The organism is Monoglobus pectinilyticus (assembly GCF_002874775.1).
Lineage (GTDB): Bacteria > Bacillota > Clostridia > Monoglobales > Monoglobaceae > Monoglobus > Monoglobus pectinilyticus.
In genome coordinates this window covers 29,983-45,791 of the sequence record NZ_CP020991.1, presented here as the reverse complement: position 1 = coordinate 45,791, position 15,809 = coordinate 29,983, and the positions used below count along the sequence as shown (strand labels likewise).

Annotated in this window: 11 protein-coding genes; all 11 read right to left on the bottom strand. The window is 36.7% G+C overall.

Annotated elements, in window-relative coordinates:
* Positions 1 to 44: 44 nt before the first annotated feature.
* Entirely contained in the window at positions 45 to 2,102 is a 2,058-nt protein-coding gene (locus B9O19_RS00235) for a beta-sandwich domain-containing protein (RefSeq protein WP_102364591.1), read from the bottom strand.
* 251 nt (positions 2,103 to 2,353) lie between these two features.
* Positions 2,354 to 3,577 carry an NAD(P)-dependent oxidoreductase gene (locus tag B9O19_RS00230; RefSeq protein ID WP_102364590.1) on the bottom strand — a complete coding sequence of 408 codons (1,224 nt, stop codon included), beginning with the start codon at positions 3,575 to 3,577 and terminating at the stop codon, positions 2,354 to 2,356.
* Between the two features lie 143 nt (positions 3,578 to 3,720).
* Positions 3,721 to 5,265, bottom strand: a complete 1,545-nt coding sequence (gene cls / locus B9O19_RS00225) for a cardiolipin synthase (protein ID WP_158648868.1) — start codon at positions 5,263 to 5,265, stop codon at positions 3,721 to 3,723.
* A gap of 38 nt (positions 5,266 to 5,303) precedes the next feature.
* Positions 5,304 to 6,497, bottom strand: coding sequence for a sodium/glutamate symporter (gene gltS, locus B9O19_RS00220; RefSeq protein ID WP_102364588.1), 1,194 nt, complete (start codon positions 6,495 to 6,497; stop codon positions 5,304 to 5,306).
* Positions 6,498 to 7,523: a BMP family ABC transporter substrate-binding protein gene (locus tag B9O19_RS00215; protein ID WP_158648867.1), complete on the bottom strand. Its 1,026-nt coding sequence runs from the start codon at positions 7,521 to 7,523 to the stop codon at positions 6,498 to 6,500. It abuts the gene before it with no gap.
* A gap of 128 nt (positions 7,524 to 7,651) precedes the next feature.
* Positions 7,652 to 8,653, bottom strand: coding sequence for a tRNA (adenosine(37)-N6)-threonylcarbamoyltransferase complex transferase subunit TsaD (tsaD, locus tag B9O19_RS00210; protein ID WP_102364586.1), 1,002 nt, complete (start codon positions 8,651 to 8,653; stop codon positions 7,652 to 7,654).
* Between the two features lie 13 nt (positions 8,654 to 8,666).
* Positions 8,667 to 9,113: a ribosomal protein S18-alanine N-acetyltransferase gene (rimI, locus tag B9O19_RS00205; protein ID WP_102364585.1), complete on the bottom strand. Its 447-nt coding sequence runs from the start codon at positions 9,111 to 9,113 to the stop codon at positions 8,667 to 8,669.
* A 2-nt stretch (positions 9,114 to 9,115) separates the two neighbouring features.
* Positions 9,116 to 10,642 carry an L-threonylcarbamoyladenylate synthase gene (locus B9O19_RS00200; RefSeq protein WP_102364584.1) on the bottom strand — a complete coding sequence of 509 codons (1,527 nt, stop codon included), beginning with the start codon at positions 10,640 to 10,642 and terminating at the stop codon, positions 9,116 to 9,118.
* An 18-nt stretch (positions 10,643 to 10,660) separates the two neighbouring features.
* Positions 10,661 to 11,743 (bottom strand): peptide chain release factor 1, encoded by a 1,083-nt coding sequence (prfA, locus tag B9O19_RS00195; protein WP_102364583.1) that lies wholly within the window; start codon positions 11,741 to 11,743, stop codon positions 10,661 to 10,663.
* Between the two features lie 22 nt (positions 11,744 to 11,765).
* Positions 11,766 to 12,879 (bottom strand): peptide chain release factor 2 gene (gene prfB / locus B9O19_RS00190; RefSeq protein WP_245862963.1). Its coding sequence is split into 2 segments (ribosomal slippage): positions 11,766 to 12,815 and positions 12,817 to 12,879, totalling 1,113 coding nucleotides; the frame shifts between segments, so codons are not numbered across the junction.
* Positions 12,880 to 12,918: 39 nt separating this feature from the next.
* A complete protein-coding gene (gene secA, locus B9O19_RS00185) occupies positions 12,919 to 15,696 on the bottom strand; it encodes a preprotein translocase subunit SecA (RefSeq protein WP_102364582.1) in 2,778 nt (925 codons plus the stop codon).
* Between the last annotated feature and the right edge of the window lie 113 nt (positions 15,697 to 15,809).

Sequence of the window (15,809 nt, the reverse complement as noted above, 5' to 3'; positions counted from 1 at the left end):
TTACCATTCACGTTATTTATATAATTTAATTATTCATAAGCAACTTATTCAGCTATGGCGCTTCTTTGATAATTCGCGAGTAAAATCGAAAGATCAGCCGACGTAACCATTCCATCACCATTAATATCGCCAATATCAATTGATTTTTGATAATTTCCAAGTAGTATTGAAAGATCAGACGAAGTAACCTTTCCATCACTATTTAAATCTCCGCCGTTTAAAACCACCTCAGATATATTTACAATATCAGAATTTGATATTACAATTGCTGATTTTCTATAATTTAAAAAGTTTAATTTTTGAATATTTAAAATATAAGAACCATATTCAATATTACTAAATTTATATCTACCGTCAGCATCTGTAACCGCTGTATAATTATTTTCTGAATTCGAAAGCGTAACACTAACTCCCTCATTTGATTTGTTTCCGTCAAGTGTTACCATTCCTGTCAACTGTCCGTCACTGCCCGTCTGAACTATATCGCCTCCGCTCCAAACTGTTCCGGAATACAAATATTCACCGGCTTTTGTCCCCAAATGTTTTGTTGAGTCAGCAAATATAAATTCAGTATCAAAATTCAATTTAACTGAATCCGGCCCTGATGTTGCACTTGGTCTGTATCCATTTGCCTCTTTAGTTGTGACATCAAGAACCGCCCCATCAGATATCACTACTTTGGCCGGTGACGCCGCCGAACATTCAGGACTTCCGGTTATGTCAGCCGAAAAATCACAACCACTGTCAACCGTTACAGCTGCTCCGGCATATAGTTCAAATTTAGCTGCCGGTCGTTCAGGATATTCAGTATTTACAAGATTTTTAACATCATGGAATTCGTCATAAAATACAACTGTGCCGCGTTTACCCGTAGTTGTTGGAGTTTCCTCCCTATATCCTCCGTTTATTGTTAATGTAGAAGATTCTAAAAGATTTAACTCAGAACCAGTCAAAAATTTAAAATCATCATTAATCACATAATTTCCGTTATGAAGATTAAAAGTCATTATCCCGTTAATTGGATATAAATAATCTTTTGTGCTTAGGTCAGTGCCTACAATATTAAGAGAGCTATGACTTGCCTCAGCACCGCCATAAATATCGATTGTAGAACGTCCCGACTCTTTATCAAGAGTTTTTATAGCATAACCGCCGTCATTTATTCTAACTAAACCATTATTTTTATCAAACTGCGGAAATCTTGTTCGATTATATCCTCCGCCCGCATACATTTTTACGGTTCCTGCATATGTAGCACGCGAATCAATTTTAACAGGCACTTGAATATTTCTGCATTCATATTCGTTCATAGGATATATTCCTTCGTCAAGAGTAATAGTTGCCGCCTGGCTTCCGCCTCTCCAGCTCTTAACAACATATAAATCATAGACTGTAGACGACGCGTTTGCATTTACTTGTCCATTTCCTGAAATGTATCCGCAGCAGTCAAGCATTCCATATGCACCGACCTCAATTGTGCCGTCCAATATTATCTCGGCATATCCTGCTGAAATATTCTGGTCAAAGTTGCCTCCTCCCGGGCGTCCAACCACTGAGTTTATTAAAACCTTGCCTAAGATATTCATCGTTACATTTTGAGGTATAGTAAGCGTGCAATATTTTGACTCTTTTCCAGCCACATCAGTTCCGTCCGGACAAAAGCCTGTTTCTGTATCATAACCGGTATCACCGTCCATACAAGACAATAAAAGGAACACTCCTGATGGTACAGTAATGTCCCGGGTAAGTTCATAATCTTTTAATAGAACAACGGTATCGCCGCTTACAGCACCGTCAAGTGCTTCTTCCAATGTATTATATCCTGTTCCGTTTCTCTGAGCTATCGTATCGGCTTTTGTCTGTGCCAACACAACTTCCGGTAAATCCAAAGTACTCCTGTTAAGCTCGTCTGAACCAGCAATTTCTATTGTTATATCATTACTGTCGGCGGACGAAAGCATGGCACCCGAAAAATCCGGATCTGAAAAATATACATTATGTTCGTTAGCTTCATTAAACTCAGTTTCTGCAAAAGAAAAAGTACAAAAAGAAAACGAAAAAAATATTGATAAAAATAAAATACTAAAACGTAATTTTGACATAAAATTCCTCTCCCTAAATACAAATATGACATAAAATTATTATATAGACATATTTTATCATAAAAATTACATAAATCTCTATGTTATATTTATAACACAAACTATAACCACAATAAAAACATAATATTTTTTAATAAAAAACAGTTCCAAGAATACTCTTGGAACTGAAAATAAAACTTATATTTTTACTCATTAAAATTATTTTACAATAAACTGTATGATACTTAAAAATAACCTATAATAGTATTTTACTATTTATCAAGTCCCTGCATATACTCATCCATGGCGTCGGCTACTAATTTTGAATATTTAACCGCTTCAACAACAGTTTTTGCTCCTTTTACAACATCTCCGGAAGCAAATATCCCCTCTCTGGTTGTTTCACCGTATTCATTTGTAACCAAAAGACCCTTTTTGTTTGTATCTATACCTTTGGTTCTCGAAAGGATTTGGTCTTGAGCGCCTTGACTGATTGATATAATTACTGAGGTAGAAGGATATAATTTTTCGCTTCCTTCAACTTCTTCTATTGAACCGTCTTCGTTTACAACAGAGTCTTTAAAAATAACACCGTCCGGCTTTATCTCTACCGGAATCTTACAAAATTCAAAATCAACTCCGTCAAACTTTGCATATTCATATTCAAGGTCGCTTGCGGCAACTTTATCACTTCTGTTAAACACCGTAACATTTCGAACACCCTTGCGGATAGCTGTTCTGGCAACATCCATCGCCGCATTTCCGGCTCCGATGATTATAAGATTATCACCGAGATTGTACTCGTCAGGATTAATTAAATAAGCTATTGCATAGTGTACGTTTCCTAAACTTTCACCTTTGATTCTAAGACTATTCGGTTTCCAAACACCGGTTCCTATAAATAATGCGTCATATCCGTCTCTAAATATATCTTCAATACTTATAGCCCCTCCAATAGTAGCGTTTGGCCTTATTTTTATACCAAGCTCGAGCATAAGTGATTTATATTTTTCAAGAATAGTTTTTGGAAGTCTGAATTCAGGAATTCCGTACCTAAGAACCCCGCCTATTTTATCTTTAGACTCAAAAATTGTTACATCGTAACCTCTTCTTGCAAGTTCTATGGCGATCGTAATTCCCGCAGGACCTGAACCAACTATTCCAACCATTTTACCATTGCTCTCTGGTTTCTCAAATTTGAGACGGTCAAGATAAGTAGTGGAAATATAATTTTCAATACTGCTAATATGCACAGGATTTCCTTTTCTTCCAAGCACACAATGACCCTGACACTGTTTTTCATGCGAACATACCAAAGAACAAACAACTGATAACGGATTGTTATCAAAAAGCATTTCTCCTGCCTCTTCCATCTCACCATTCAAAAACATTTGTATCATCTTTGGAATTTCAGTGCTTATCGGACATCCTTCCATACACATTGGCTTTTTACAATTCAGACAACGTCTCGCTTCGCTAACTACATTTAATGCCAATTCAAACACCTCCAATTTATATTTTTATCCTACTATATAACAAGTTAAAAAGTCAATTTAAAATTCATTTTATAACAATAAATTATTTAAATATAACAAGATATTCAATTTGTCATAAAATTAACATTCTCATTTGATAAAATCTATAGCAAAGGCGCTATCAACCTTATAACTCTGCCCAATATTCTGGTAACCAAGCTTCTGTTTTTAATTGTATCTTCAGTAACTTCTTCACATAAACTCAGCGTATGAACAAAATCACTTTCCATATCTTTAATCTGAGGCACATCAACCAAATAAGCCGCACACTCATAATGAAGATAAAGGCTTCTATAATCATGATTAATGGTTCCGATTATAGCACGCTTATCATCTGAAATTGACATTTTTGAGTGAACAAATCCAGGCGTATATTCATATATTTTAACTCCTGCCCCCAAAAGTTCTCTGTAATAAGTTCCTGCAAGCCAAAAAGCATAAGGCTTGTCCGGTATATGAGGGAGGATTATCTTAACATCAACGCCGCGTTTTGCCGCAAACTTTAATGCCTGCATCATATTGGTACCCAGAACAAGATAAGGCGTCATTATGTGAACATAATCTTTGGCAAGATTAAGATTATTAATATACATAGTTTCACCAAACCTGTCCTTTTTCAGGGGGCTGTCCGCAAACGGTATAATATATCCGTCTCCTTCTTTAAAATCACCATCAGAAACAGAATTTATATATTTATCATAATTATCTTCCTTAACTTTATTAATTGAAGTATTCCACATCTGAAGAAACATGGAAGTATATCCTGATACCGCGTCACCTGTTATTTTTATCGCGTTATCTTTCCAATGTCCGAATCTTTCTCTTTCATTTATGTACTCATCGGCAAAGTTAACGCCTCCTGTATAAACGGTTTTACCATCTATTAAGATAATTTTTCTGTGATCCCTATTATTTTGATATGTTGAAAAAAAAGGAACTATAGGCGCAAACACTCGGCAGTTTATACCAAATTTTCTAATCGTATCATCATAATCATTTGGCAGAAGAGACATACATCCCATTCCGTCATACATTAATCTAACTTCTACGCCCTCCTTAGCTTTTTCTTTCAATATTTCTAAAATTTCAGGCCACATTCTGCCGTTTAAATTTATTATAAACATTTCTATAAAAATAAACTTTTCAGCTTTCCTTAGTTCATCTTTTAAATCAATAAACATTTGGTCACCCAAAGAAAAATACTCTGCCGACGAATTTTTATATACCGGAAACCCGGAATAATCATATATATATTTTGATATACCTATATCCTCTTGATAAGTTTCAGAAAATTTTTGTAAGACATCAGTCTCCTGTTTTGTATATTTAAGAGTACGGCCTCTTATTTCGTCACTGTGAACAGCAATTTTTTTTGAGGCTCTGTTATAATGCAGAAATATATAAAGCAAAGTTCCGAAAATGGGTATAATAGCAATAAGCATTACCCATGTCAGTTTAAACCCCGGTTCTTCTTCTCTGTTAATTTCGTATATAATCAATACAGCGCTCAGAAAATTCATAAAAGTATAAAAATATTTAGAATAATCACCAAGCCAAGCGCTGAGCAATAAAAGCACAGAAAGCTGTGCTATCATCATAAGAAGGCAAAACAATTTATTAGAATATATTATTTTAAAAAAACGAGTCATCATATCACCCCAAACCTAAAATAAAATTGGTGTATAAATCAAAAAAATGAAATAAAACCTGTAATTATTAAACTATTTAAAAAGTCAATAAACAACGCTCCAACTATCGGAACAACTAAAAAAGCCTGGGGCGACGGAGCATATTTATCTACTATAGACTGCATATTCGCCATAGCATTAGGAGTGGCTCCCATACCAAATCCGCATGCTCCTGCTGTCATCACAGCAGCGTCATAATCCTTGCCCATATACTTAAAAATTACAAAACGAGAAAATAACATCATCAAAATAAGCTGGGAAGCGAGCAGAATCAACATTGGCAGCGCTAAATTTGATAAAGTCCATAGTTCTAATGTCATCAATGCCATCGATAAAAAGAAAGACAATGAAGCTTCGCCTATTTCCTGAATTTCCATAAAATAAACTTTAAACTTCCCTGTGAAATCAGAATAGTTTCTAATTGCAGCTGCCACAAGCATTGCGCCTATATAGGAAGGAAACTTTAATCCTGTCAATTTCAAAACATATGAAACCAAAGTACCAAGTCCCATAGCAATTACAATCTGATAAAAACCATATGAAAATCCGCTGGCTATAAACTCCTTAAACCCGGAAACCGAGTCCTCGATATCAGGGTCATCCAATCTATGTTCTACTTCTTTATAGAGATTTTTCTTTTCAATCAATCTTTTAGCTATTGGTCCGCCTATGGCGCTGCCAGCAACCAAACCAAAGGTTGCTGAAGCAATTGCCACAGATGTGGCTCCGTCAACGCCCATAGCTTTTATTGTTGGTCCAAAAGCGCCGGCGCTTCCATGGCCGCCAACCATGGGTATGGATCCTGTACATAGAGAAAGCAAAGGCGGAACATTCAATAATTTACCTATTCCCAGAGCGATAATGTTCTGGCAGATAATTAAACAAGCAATAAGAACAAGGAATATAAATATATGCTTTCCGCCTTGTTTTAATGGCTTTATTGAAGCATTATAACCAACCGTAGTAAAGAATGCAATCATAAAAAAATCTTGCAATGTGGTGTTAAAGTTAATATATAACCAGCCAAACTCATGACATATAAAAACTAATACAGAAAAAATCAGACCACCGATAACCGGAGATGGTATGCAGTATTTTTGAAAAAAATGTATTCGTCTTTTTACAAACTTTCCAAAGAACAATAGACCAGTAGCCAGCGCTAATGACTGAATCATATCTAAATATATTGTCATTTACTGCAACTCCTTCTTAAATGTCTCATAATCGTCTTTATTCTTAGGAACAATTATTTCATCAGAAATTATTTTTTGTTTTATGTTCTGTGTTTTTTCATACAACTCATCTGAATAATTGTCATGGTTTGACGGTATATCTACAGAACCATTTTCCAATCCAAAATAGTATGTGTTTTTATTGCTGTTTTTAAAATTATTTTTAATTATATCCTCAGATACATATTTTGCAATTGCTCTGCAATGTTTAAGCGCAGACGTAAGAACATTTTTGGGCGCAATCTCACTCTGATCTACATCAACGCCGATAACCCACCTGTCATTTTGAACCGCAGATTCAATAACTCCAAGTCCGGCAGCTCCTGCGGCCTGATAAATCACATCATTACCGGCTTTATACATTTCATCGCCGATTGAAAAAGCTTTTGCTAAATCCGCATAAGAACCAACATATTCAGAAGATATATTAATATTAGTTTTTCTTTCTTTTGCTGCAAACTCAACACCGGCTTTATAGCCATATTCAAATGTTGCTATATTATCATCATTTATTCCGCCTACAAATCCTACTTGATTTGTATTAGTGGTCATCCCTGCAATATATCCCACAAGAAATGATGATTCCTCAGTTCTGAACACAACGCCGAACAGATTTGTTGTTTTATCATCAGAGGGGCTGTCAAGCACAACATATTTAGATTTTGTATTAAACTCCGCAGCTTTTTTTGCATCATCAAAAAAATAAGCCCCGCAAGCCCATACTAAGGAACCATTTTCACCGGCAAAGTCCAGCTTATTTAAAAAATCACTTTCATTTTTACATGTCAAACTTTCAAAATTAAAATTATTATCACCGCAAAAATCGTTTACTCCGCTTTTTGTTTCTTCAAGAAAACTATCCTTTTCAACTGAATCCACTACTATATATATGTTATTTCTTCCACTCTTTGTATTTCCGCAGGCGGATAATAATATTGTCACCACAATTACAGACAATACACTAAAAAACACACTAAATTTTTTCATATTATCCCCCTTAAAATAACACATCAATTATTATTTTTAGTATATCATAATCACATAAATTTGTCAAAGAAATCATATAAAATTTGTTTATATTTTCAAATAAAAAAACGCCCTTAAAGGGCGAAAGTTTATATATCTAAATTTGCATAAGCGTTGAGCGACAAGTCGGCAATATTCCCATTTTGATACTCATAAAAACCTGCGCATCCTATCATTGCAGCATTGTCTGTACAGAGGATAGACCTAGGGTAACAAAACTCAAATTTTTTCTCAGCAGCTTTGTCACTTATAGTTTCCCGTAACGGAATATTAGACGCCACTCCTCCGGCCAATGCGATACGGTCAACACAATACTGCTCAGCCGCTTTTATAAGGTGATCCGACAATACGTCAACTACTGCTTGCTGAAATGAAGCTGCTATGTCGTTTTTATTTATCTCAATCCCTTTTTGCTCAGCATTATGTATATAATTTAATACTGATGTTTTCACTCCGCTGAAACTGAAGTCAAATCCATTACTTCCCATATTAACACGCGGAAAATTTATTGCATATTTATTTCCGGATTCGGCGGCTTTTTGTATCTGAGGTCCTCCGGGATAGCCAAAACCTAAAACGCGCGACACTTTATCAAAAGCTTCTCCTGCCGCATCATCATTGGTTTTTGCTATAACATCATATTCAAAATATGATTTAACATAAATAATATGGCTATGACCGCCGGACGCTACCAAACAAATAAAAGGAGGCTTAAAATCAGGATTTTCCAAATAATTTGCGCATATATGCCCTTTAATATGATGAACCGGAATCAGCGGCTTATCCAGCGAATAGCTTAACCCCTTAGCATATGACACGCCAACAAGCAGCGCTCCCACAAGCCCCGGGCCATATGTTACCGCAACAGCGTCAATATCCTCAAAAGTCAGATTGCAGTCATCAAGCGCTTTATCAACAACAGCGCTTATGTTTTCAATATGTTTTCTTGAGGCGATTTCGGGCACCACACCACCATATAGTTTGTGCAATTCAATCTGAGTATTTATAACGTTAGATAAAATATTAGTTCCATCTTCAACTACAGCTGCCGCAGTTTCATCACATGAACTCTCTATAGCTAATATTTTCATAATTTACCACCTTCTATAAATCCTTTGTCATCAATATAGCGTCAGAATTATCTTTATAATATTTTTTTCTTTGACCAACTGATACAAATCCCATTTTTTCATATAACGATATAGCTGCAATATTTGTTGATTTTACTTCTAAGTTTATATACTTGCATTTATTTTTTTTAGATTTCTCTATTATATAATATAGTATAGTTTTACCGATTCCCTGTCTCCAAAACTCAGGAGAGACAGCAATATTAGTTATCTCAGCAAAATCCGCAATGAACCAAACACAGCAATATCCTAGAATAGCTTCTTCGTCGTTTGACAAAGCAACAATAAATGAAGAAATTTTGTTCTTTACTTCACTTTCAAACATTAATCTTGTCCATGAATCTCCCAGGAAACATTTTTCCTCAATCTTAAGAAGCCTGTCAATATGACTTTCATCCATAGGTTTAAATATCATATCCATAACTATTCATTAGCCTTTATACGTAATATAAGTTTTTCAATCAAGGATTTTATATCAATCATACAGCTCTTATAAAGATTCAAATCTCCGCCAAAAGGATCAGATACGTCACTTTTCTCTCCAACAAATTCCGCAATCGTATAAACCTTATCTTTTAAATCAGGAAATTCATTTATTATCGCCGACTTATGTGACGATGACATTGTCAAAACTAAATCAGCATCACTTATTAATTGAAAATCCAACTGTTTGGGCTGATGTTTTGAAATATCTATGTTTTCAACACTCAAAGCGTCCACTGAGTTTTTTGACACTTTTGAACCCGGAAATACATAGATACCGGCGGAACTTGCTCTAACATTCAAATTTTCATTTTCAGCCATACTGTTAAATATTCCTTCAGCCATAGGGCTTCGGCAGGTATTCCCGGTGCAAACAAATAAAATATTATGAATATCTTTTATTTCAGATTTTATATCAGAATGATTTTTGGATTTTTCAAAATAATTTTTTGCGTCAACTATTCTATTTCCGGCAGCTCTGTATAATCTGTTTCTAACGCCGCTCCACTTATCAGTACTTGGGATTTCAGGAGCAAAAACTCTCTTCACGCCACGGTTGTCCATTTCCCTTAAAGCTTTAAATAAAGAACTTGCCGCTTCTTTCGGAGACTTCATACTCCCAAGCGAGATAATCTCGATATTGGGACTAATTTTTTTATTTAGTTCTGAAGAAAACTCGTCAAATATTAGAATACCGCATCTATCTTTCTGACCGTTTACGCAATTCACTACTTCTTCAACCGAACCTTTAATAATGATAACCTCTGCTTTTGGAGAATAGTGCTTATATTTAAGACCTGGAGATTTGGGCTTTTCATTTTCTTTTACTTCCGATACTGTTTTAACTTTACAATTCAGTATCTGTTCAATTTGTTCAGTCGTAACATCACCCGGTCTGTATATAATAGGTTCACCTGATAAATCTATAACCGTGGACTCAATACCAACATTACAGTCGCCGCCGTCAATTATTGCATCAACCCTTCCGTTCATATCATCTACACAATGTGCAAACGCAGTGGGGCTTGGTTTACCTGACAAATTTGCGCTGGGCGCGGCAATAGGAACTCCTGAAAGTTCTAAAAGTCTCTTTGCTTCAGACTGTACTGGCATTCTTACACCTACGGTATCAAGTCCGGCCGTTACTTCATTCCTAATTTTATTGCTTTTCTTTAAGATAATTGTAAGCGGTCCCGGCCAAAACTTATCCATTAGCTTTTTAGCCGATTCCGGAACTTCACTTACTATCTCGTTCAACTGCTTAACATCATAAATATGGACAATAAGCGGATTGTCAGCCGGCCTGCCTTTTGCCGTAAATATTTTTTTTACTGCATCAGGATTTAACGCGTCAGCGCCCAGCCCGTATACTGTTTCGGTCGGGAAAACAACAGTTCCTCCCGACCGAATTATCTCAGCTGCAATATTCAAATCATTCTCACTATTTGATAATAATTTAGTTTCCATAAACAACACCTGAATTAATTATATATTTCCCTCAGCTTGAGACTTCAGCTTTTCACTTTGGTCAGTTGTAATCAAAGCGTCAATAATCTCATCTAAATCACCGTTCATTATCTGTTCCAGTCTATACAAAGTCAAACCAATACGATGGTCTGTCATTCTGCCCTGCGGAAAATTATATGTTCTGATACGTTCGCTTCTGTCACCGGTTCCAACCTGGCTCTTTCTGTCAGCAGCTATAGCGGCGCTCCGCTCCTGCTCCATTTTATCATAAAGTCTTGAACGAAGCATTTTCATTGCCGCTTCCCTATTTTTATGCTGGCTTCTTTCATCCTGGCATGTAACCACTATTCCTGTAGGTTTGTGAGTAATTCTTATCGCTGATTCAGTCTTGTTGATGTGCTGACCGCCGGCGCCGCTCGAACGATAAGTATCAATTTCCAAATCATCCGGGTTTATCTCAACCTCTACATCATCAACTTCAGGCAGAACAGCAACCGTAACGGTTGAAGTATGAATTCTGCCGCTCGATTCAGTTTCGGGCACTCTTTGAACCCTATGAACTCCGCTTTCAAACTTAAGCCGGCTGTAGGCTCCTTCACCATTAATCATAAACGTTACTTCTTTAATGCCGCCGATTCCTATTTCACTTATATTCAAAACTTCTATTTTCCACTTTTTACTGTCCGCATACATTGAATACATTCTGAAAAGATCCCCGGCAAACAGTGCCGCTTCATCTCCGCCGGCACCGCCTCTTATTTCAACCATAACGTTTTTATCATCATTAGGATCTTTTGGAAGAAGCAATATCTTTAATTCTTCTTCAATTTTTTCAATATTGGCTTTAGCTGTTTTTGATTCATCAACAAGCATCTCTTTAAATTCTTTATCTGTATCAGGGTCATCCATTAATGCGTTAGCGTCTTCAATTGTTTCCATATTTTTTTTATATTCTCTGTACTTTTCAACAATTGGAGTAAGGTCGGAATGTTCCTTACATAATTTACGCCAAGTCTCCTGGTCCGCGATGACCTCCGGGTCACTTATCTTTTTTGCCAGCTCTTCAAACTGTTCTTCTAAAAATGATAGTTTTTCAAACATCTTATTCTCCTCATAGTTTTAATTATATCTCACCTTTTGATTTTGCTTTAAGATACGCGTTAATAAATCCGTCAATATCACCGTTCATAACAGCGTTTATATTACCTGTCTCATAGTTTGTTCTATGGTCCTTAACCATGCTGTAAGGATGAAAAACGTATGAACGGATTTGATTTCCCCATGCAATTTCTGTCTGTACACCCTTTAAATCGTCAATTTTGTCTTTCTGTTCCCTCTCAGCAATCTCGACAAGCTTTGATTTTAAAACTTTCATAGCAGTTTCTTTATTTTTATGCTGGCTTCTTTCATTCTGACATGTGACCACAATACCTGTCGGCAAATGTGTTATTCTTATAGCGGATTCAGTTTTATTTATATGCTGACCGCCGGCGCCGCTGGAGCGATAGGTATCTATTCTCAAATCCTCAGGATTTATCTCTACGTCCAACTCCTCGTCAAGTTCCGGTATTACTTCACAGGAAGCAAAAGAAGTATGACGTCTGGCGGCTGAATCGAAAGGTGAAATTCTAACAAGGCGATGGACGCCCTTTTCAGATTTTATATATCCATACGCATTCAGTCCCTCAATGGAAAATGTCACGCTTTTTATACCGGCTTCTTCACCGTCAAGATAATCAATTACCTCGGTTTTAAAACCTTTTCTCTCCGCCCACATATTGTACATTCTGTAAAGCATTTCGCACCAATCCTGGGCTTCAGTTCCGCCTGCTCCCGAATGGAGAGTAATAATAGCGCTTAATTTATCATATTTACCGGAGAGCAGTGTATCAAGCTTCATATTGTCTATTTTTTCCTGAAGCTCGCAATATCCGGTCTTTACTTCACCCAATACGCTGTCGTCATTCTCTTCAATTCCCAGTTCCACGAGGGTAGAAACATCCTCCCACTGGTTTTTAATATCATTAAATCCCTGAACCTTGTTTTTCAGCAATTTTATTTTCTGCAGTATCTTTCCGGCTTTATCCATATCTTCATAGAAACCCGGCTCAAAAGATACTTTTTCAAGTTCTTCTATTTCACATTCAACTGCGGACAAGTTAAAGTGAATCCCTCAATTCAGTAATATCTTTTTCCATGCTCTCGAGCCCTAACTTAAACTCATCAAACGCTATCACTTTATCACCTCAATAAAATTTATTTATATAGACATATAGTTATATATTTCCATTCTCACGATCCTTATCAAGACAGCAGTTCTTATACTTTTTACCTGAACCGCATGGGCAAGGATCGTTTCTGCCTATCTTTGTAACCCTCCTTATCGGCTTCTTTTTAACAGTTCCATCTCCGCCTGCATTTTCAGCAATCGGTTTTGCTACCTGCTGTCTCTCTATCTTTGACTGAGGTATTACATGGAACAAATGTTTTATTGTATCCTCTTTAATGGATTCTGTCATCTCTTCAAACATATCCATAGCTTCAAACTTATATTCGATTACAGGGTCATGCTGAGCATATGCGCGCAGGAAAATACCCTGACGAAGCTGTTCCATATTATCAATATGATCCATCCACTTTTGGTCAACAACACGGAGCAATATTATACGCTCAACTTCACGCATAGCGTCGCCGAACATTTCTTCTTTCTCAGCATATTTTTTCTCGGCATCTTCCATTACGTAATCAGTCAGTCTGTCCTGAGTCATTTTGTCAATTTCAACATCAGTGAATTTCAGGAAATCTTCCGGCATTTCACCAAGTATGGTTTCAAGATGGTCTTTTAAGCCTTCCCAATCCCATTCTTCAGGAGTATTTCCCTTGTCGCCTATATATAGACCAATTACACCACTGAATACGTCCTTCATCATTTTCATGATGCTGTCTCTTAAATCTTCGCCGTCCAAAACTTGATCACGCTGTTTATAAATAATCTCTCTCTGCTGATTATTTACATCGTCAAACTGAAGGACATTTTTTCTGATATCAAAGTTCTTTCCCTCAACTCGCTCCTGAGCAGTTTCAATAGCTCCGCTGAGCATTTTGCTCTCAATCGCGTCATCGTCTTCAAGTCCAAGCGTATTCATAACTTTAGAAATACGCTCCGGCGCGAACAAGCGCATTAGGTCATCTTCAAGTGAAATATAAAATTTAGATTTACCTATATCTCCCTGACGTCCTGAACGGCCGCGAAGCTGGTTATCAATACGCCTGCTTTCGTGTCTTTCAGTACCCATAATATTTAAACCGCCGGCTTCAAGAACTTCCTTTTGCTCCGGTTCTATTTCAGATTTAAATCTATCGTTTAATTCTTTAAATGTTTTGCGCGCTTCTATAATTTCCTGGTCGTCTGTTTCGGCAAAACCAGTTGCCTGGTTAATAAGCTCCTCTGAAAATCCCATCTTTTCCATCTCATGCTTAGCCATAAACTCAGCATTTCCGCCCAGTACAATATCCGTACCACGTCCGGCCATATTCGTAGCGATTGTTACTGCTCCTTTTTTACCGGCCTGTGCAACTATTTCTGCCTCTTTATCATGAAACTTAGCATTTAAGACATTATGTTTTATTCCGCGCTTTCTGAGCATTTTACTAAGCTTTTCGGATTTTTCGATTGACACCGTACCTATTAGTACAGGCTGACCCTTTTCGTGAGCCGCTGCCGCGTCATTTATAACGGCATTAAACTTAGCGTCTTCTGTTTTATAAACGCTGTCATGCTCATCTTCCCTTTGCAGAGGCCTGTTTGTCGGTATAACAATAACATCAAGCTTATATATTTCCTGGAACTCTTCTTCCTCTGTCTGTGCCGTACCGGTCATACCTGATAATTTCTTATATAATCTGAAATAATTCTGGAAAGTAATAGTAGCCAATGTTTTTGACTCATTTTCTACAGTTACGCCTTCCTTTGCTTCAATAGCCTGATGCAAACCGTCATTATATCTCCTGCCGAACATCATACGTCCTGTGAACTCATCTACTATAATAACTTCTCCGTCTTTTACAACATAGTCCTTATCCTTTTTCATTACACCAATAGCTTTGATAGCCTGGTTAATATGATGAGACAAAGTCATATTTGCCGGGTCGGTTAAATTTTCAACATGAAAAGCTTCTTCTGCCTTTTTAACGCCTCTAGGCGTCAGCATTGCAGTTTTAGCTTTCTCATCTACAATATAATCATATTCGTTAAGTTCATCTTCGTCTTCTACCTCAACCTTTGAGTCTGTTTCAACTACTTTTTTGAACTTTAAAGTCTTTGCAAACCTGTCCGCTTGGGCATATAAATCAGTTGACTTATCACCCATTCCTGAAATAATCAGCGGCGTTCTGGCTTCATCAATTAATATGCTGTCAACCTCATCGACAATTGCATAATTATGTCCTCTTTGAACCTTATTCTCTTTATATATCACCATGTTATCACGCAAATAGTCAAAGCCCATTTCGTTATTTGTTCCATAGGTAATATCAGCCGAATAAGCTCTCTTACGCTCAGCATTGTCCATATCGTGAATAATTAAGCCAACGCTTAACCCTAGAAAACTGTATAATTTCCCCATCCACTCACTGTCACGCTTTGCCAAATAGTCATTGACCGTTACAATATGAACGCCTTTGCCTTCAAGAGCGTTTAAATAGGCCGGGAGAGTAGCAACCAAAGTTTTTCCTTCACCCGTTTTCATTTCAGCTATTCTGCCTTGGTGAAGAACAACGCCGCCGACAACTTGAACAGGGAAATGCTTCATTCCCAAAACTCTCCAGGCAGCTTCACGGCAAACCGCAAAGGCTTCAGGAAGAATGTCATCAAGTGTTTCTCCGTTACTTAAACGTTTTTTAAAAACTTCAGTCATAGCTTTGAGTTCAGTATCGCTCTTTTTTTCCATAACAGGTTCTTGTTCGAGGACCTTATCAACAATAGGATAGATTTTTTTCAATTCTCTGTCGCTGTATGTTCCTATTACTTTCTCAATTATCCCTTTTATACCCATAAAGGATACCTCCAAAATCTCATATTATTTTCAAAATTAATATAATAAATCTATAATTTATACTTTGTAATTTCCATACCATTTATGTTATATGTTAAACAAACTGTTTCTAA

What these genes read in the sequence shown, in the direction of transcription:
- B9O19_RS00235 (WP_102364591.1), bottom strand. Translation starts at nt 2,102, where the DNA reads ATGTCAAAATTACGTTTTAGTATTTTATTTTTATCAATATTTTTTTCG.
- cls (WP_158648868.1), bottom strand. Translation starts at nt 5,265, where the DNA reads ATGACTCGTTTTTTTAAAATAATATATTCTAATAAATTGTTTTGCCTT.
- gltS (WP_102364588.1), bottom strand. Translation starts at nt 6,497, where the DNA reads ATGACAATATATTTAGATATGATTCAGTCATTAGCGCTGGCTACTGGT.
- B9O19_RS00215 (WP_158648867.1), bottom strand. Translation starts at nt 7,523, where the DNA reads ATGAAAAAATTTAGTGTGTTTTTTAGTGTATTGTCTGTAATTGTGGTG.
- tsaD (WP_102364586.1), bottom strand. Translation starts at nt 8,653, where the DNA reads ATGAAAATATTAGCTATAGAGAGTTCATGTGATGAAACTGCGGCAGCT.
- rimI (WP_102364585.1), bottom strand. Translation starts at nt 9,113, where the DNA reads ATGGATATGATATTTAAACCTATGGATGAAAGTCATATTGACAGGCTT.
- B9O19_RS00200 (WP_102364584.1), bottom strand. Translation starts at nt 10,642, where the DNA reads ATGGAAACTAAATTATTATCAAATAGTGAGAATGATTTGAATATTGCA.
- prfA (WP_102364583.1), bottom strand. Translation starts at nt 11,743, where the DNA reads ATGTTTGAAAAACTATCATTTTTAGAAGAACAGTTTGAAGAGCTGGCA.
- secA (WP_102364582.1), bottom strand. Translation starts at nt 15,696, where the DNA reads ATGGGTATAAAAGGGATAATTGAGAAAGTAATAGGAACATACAGCGAC.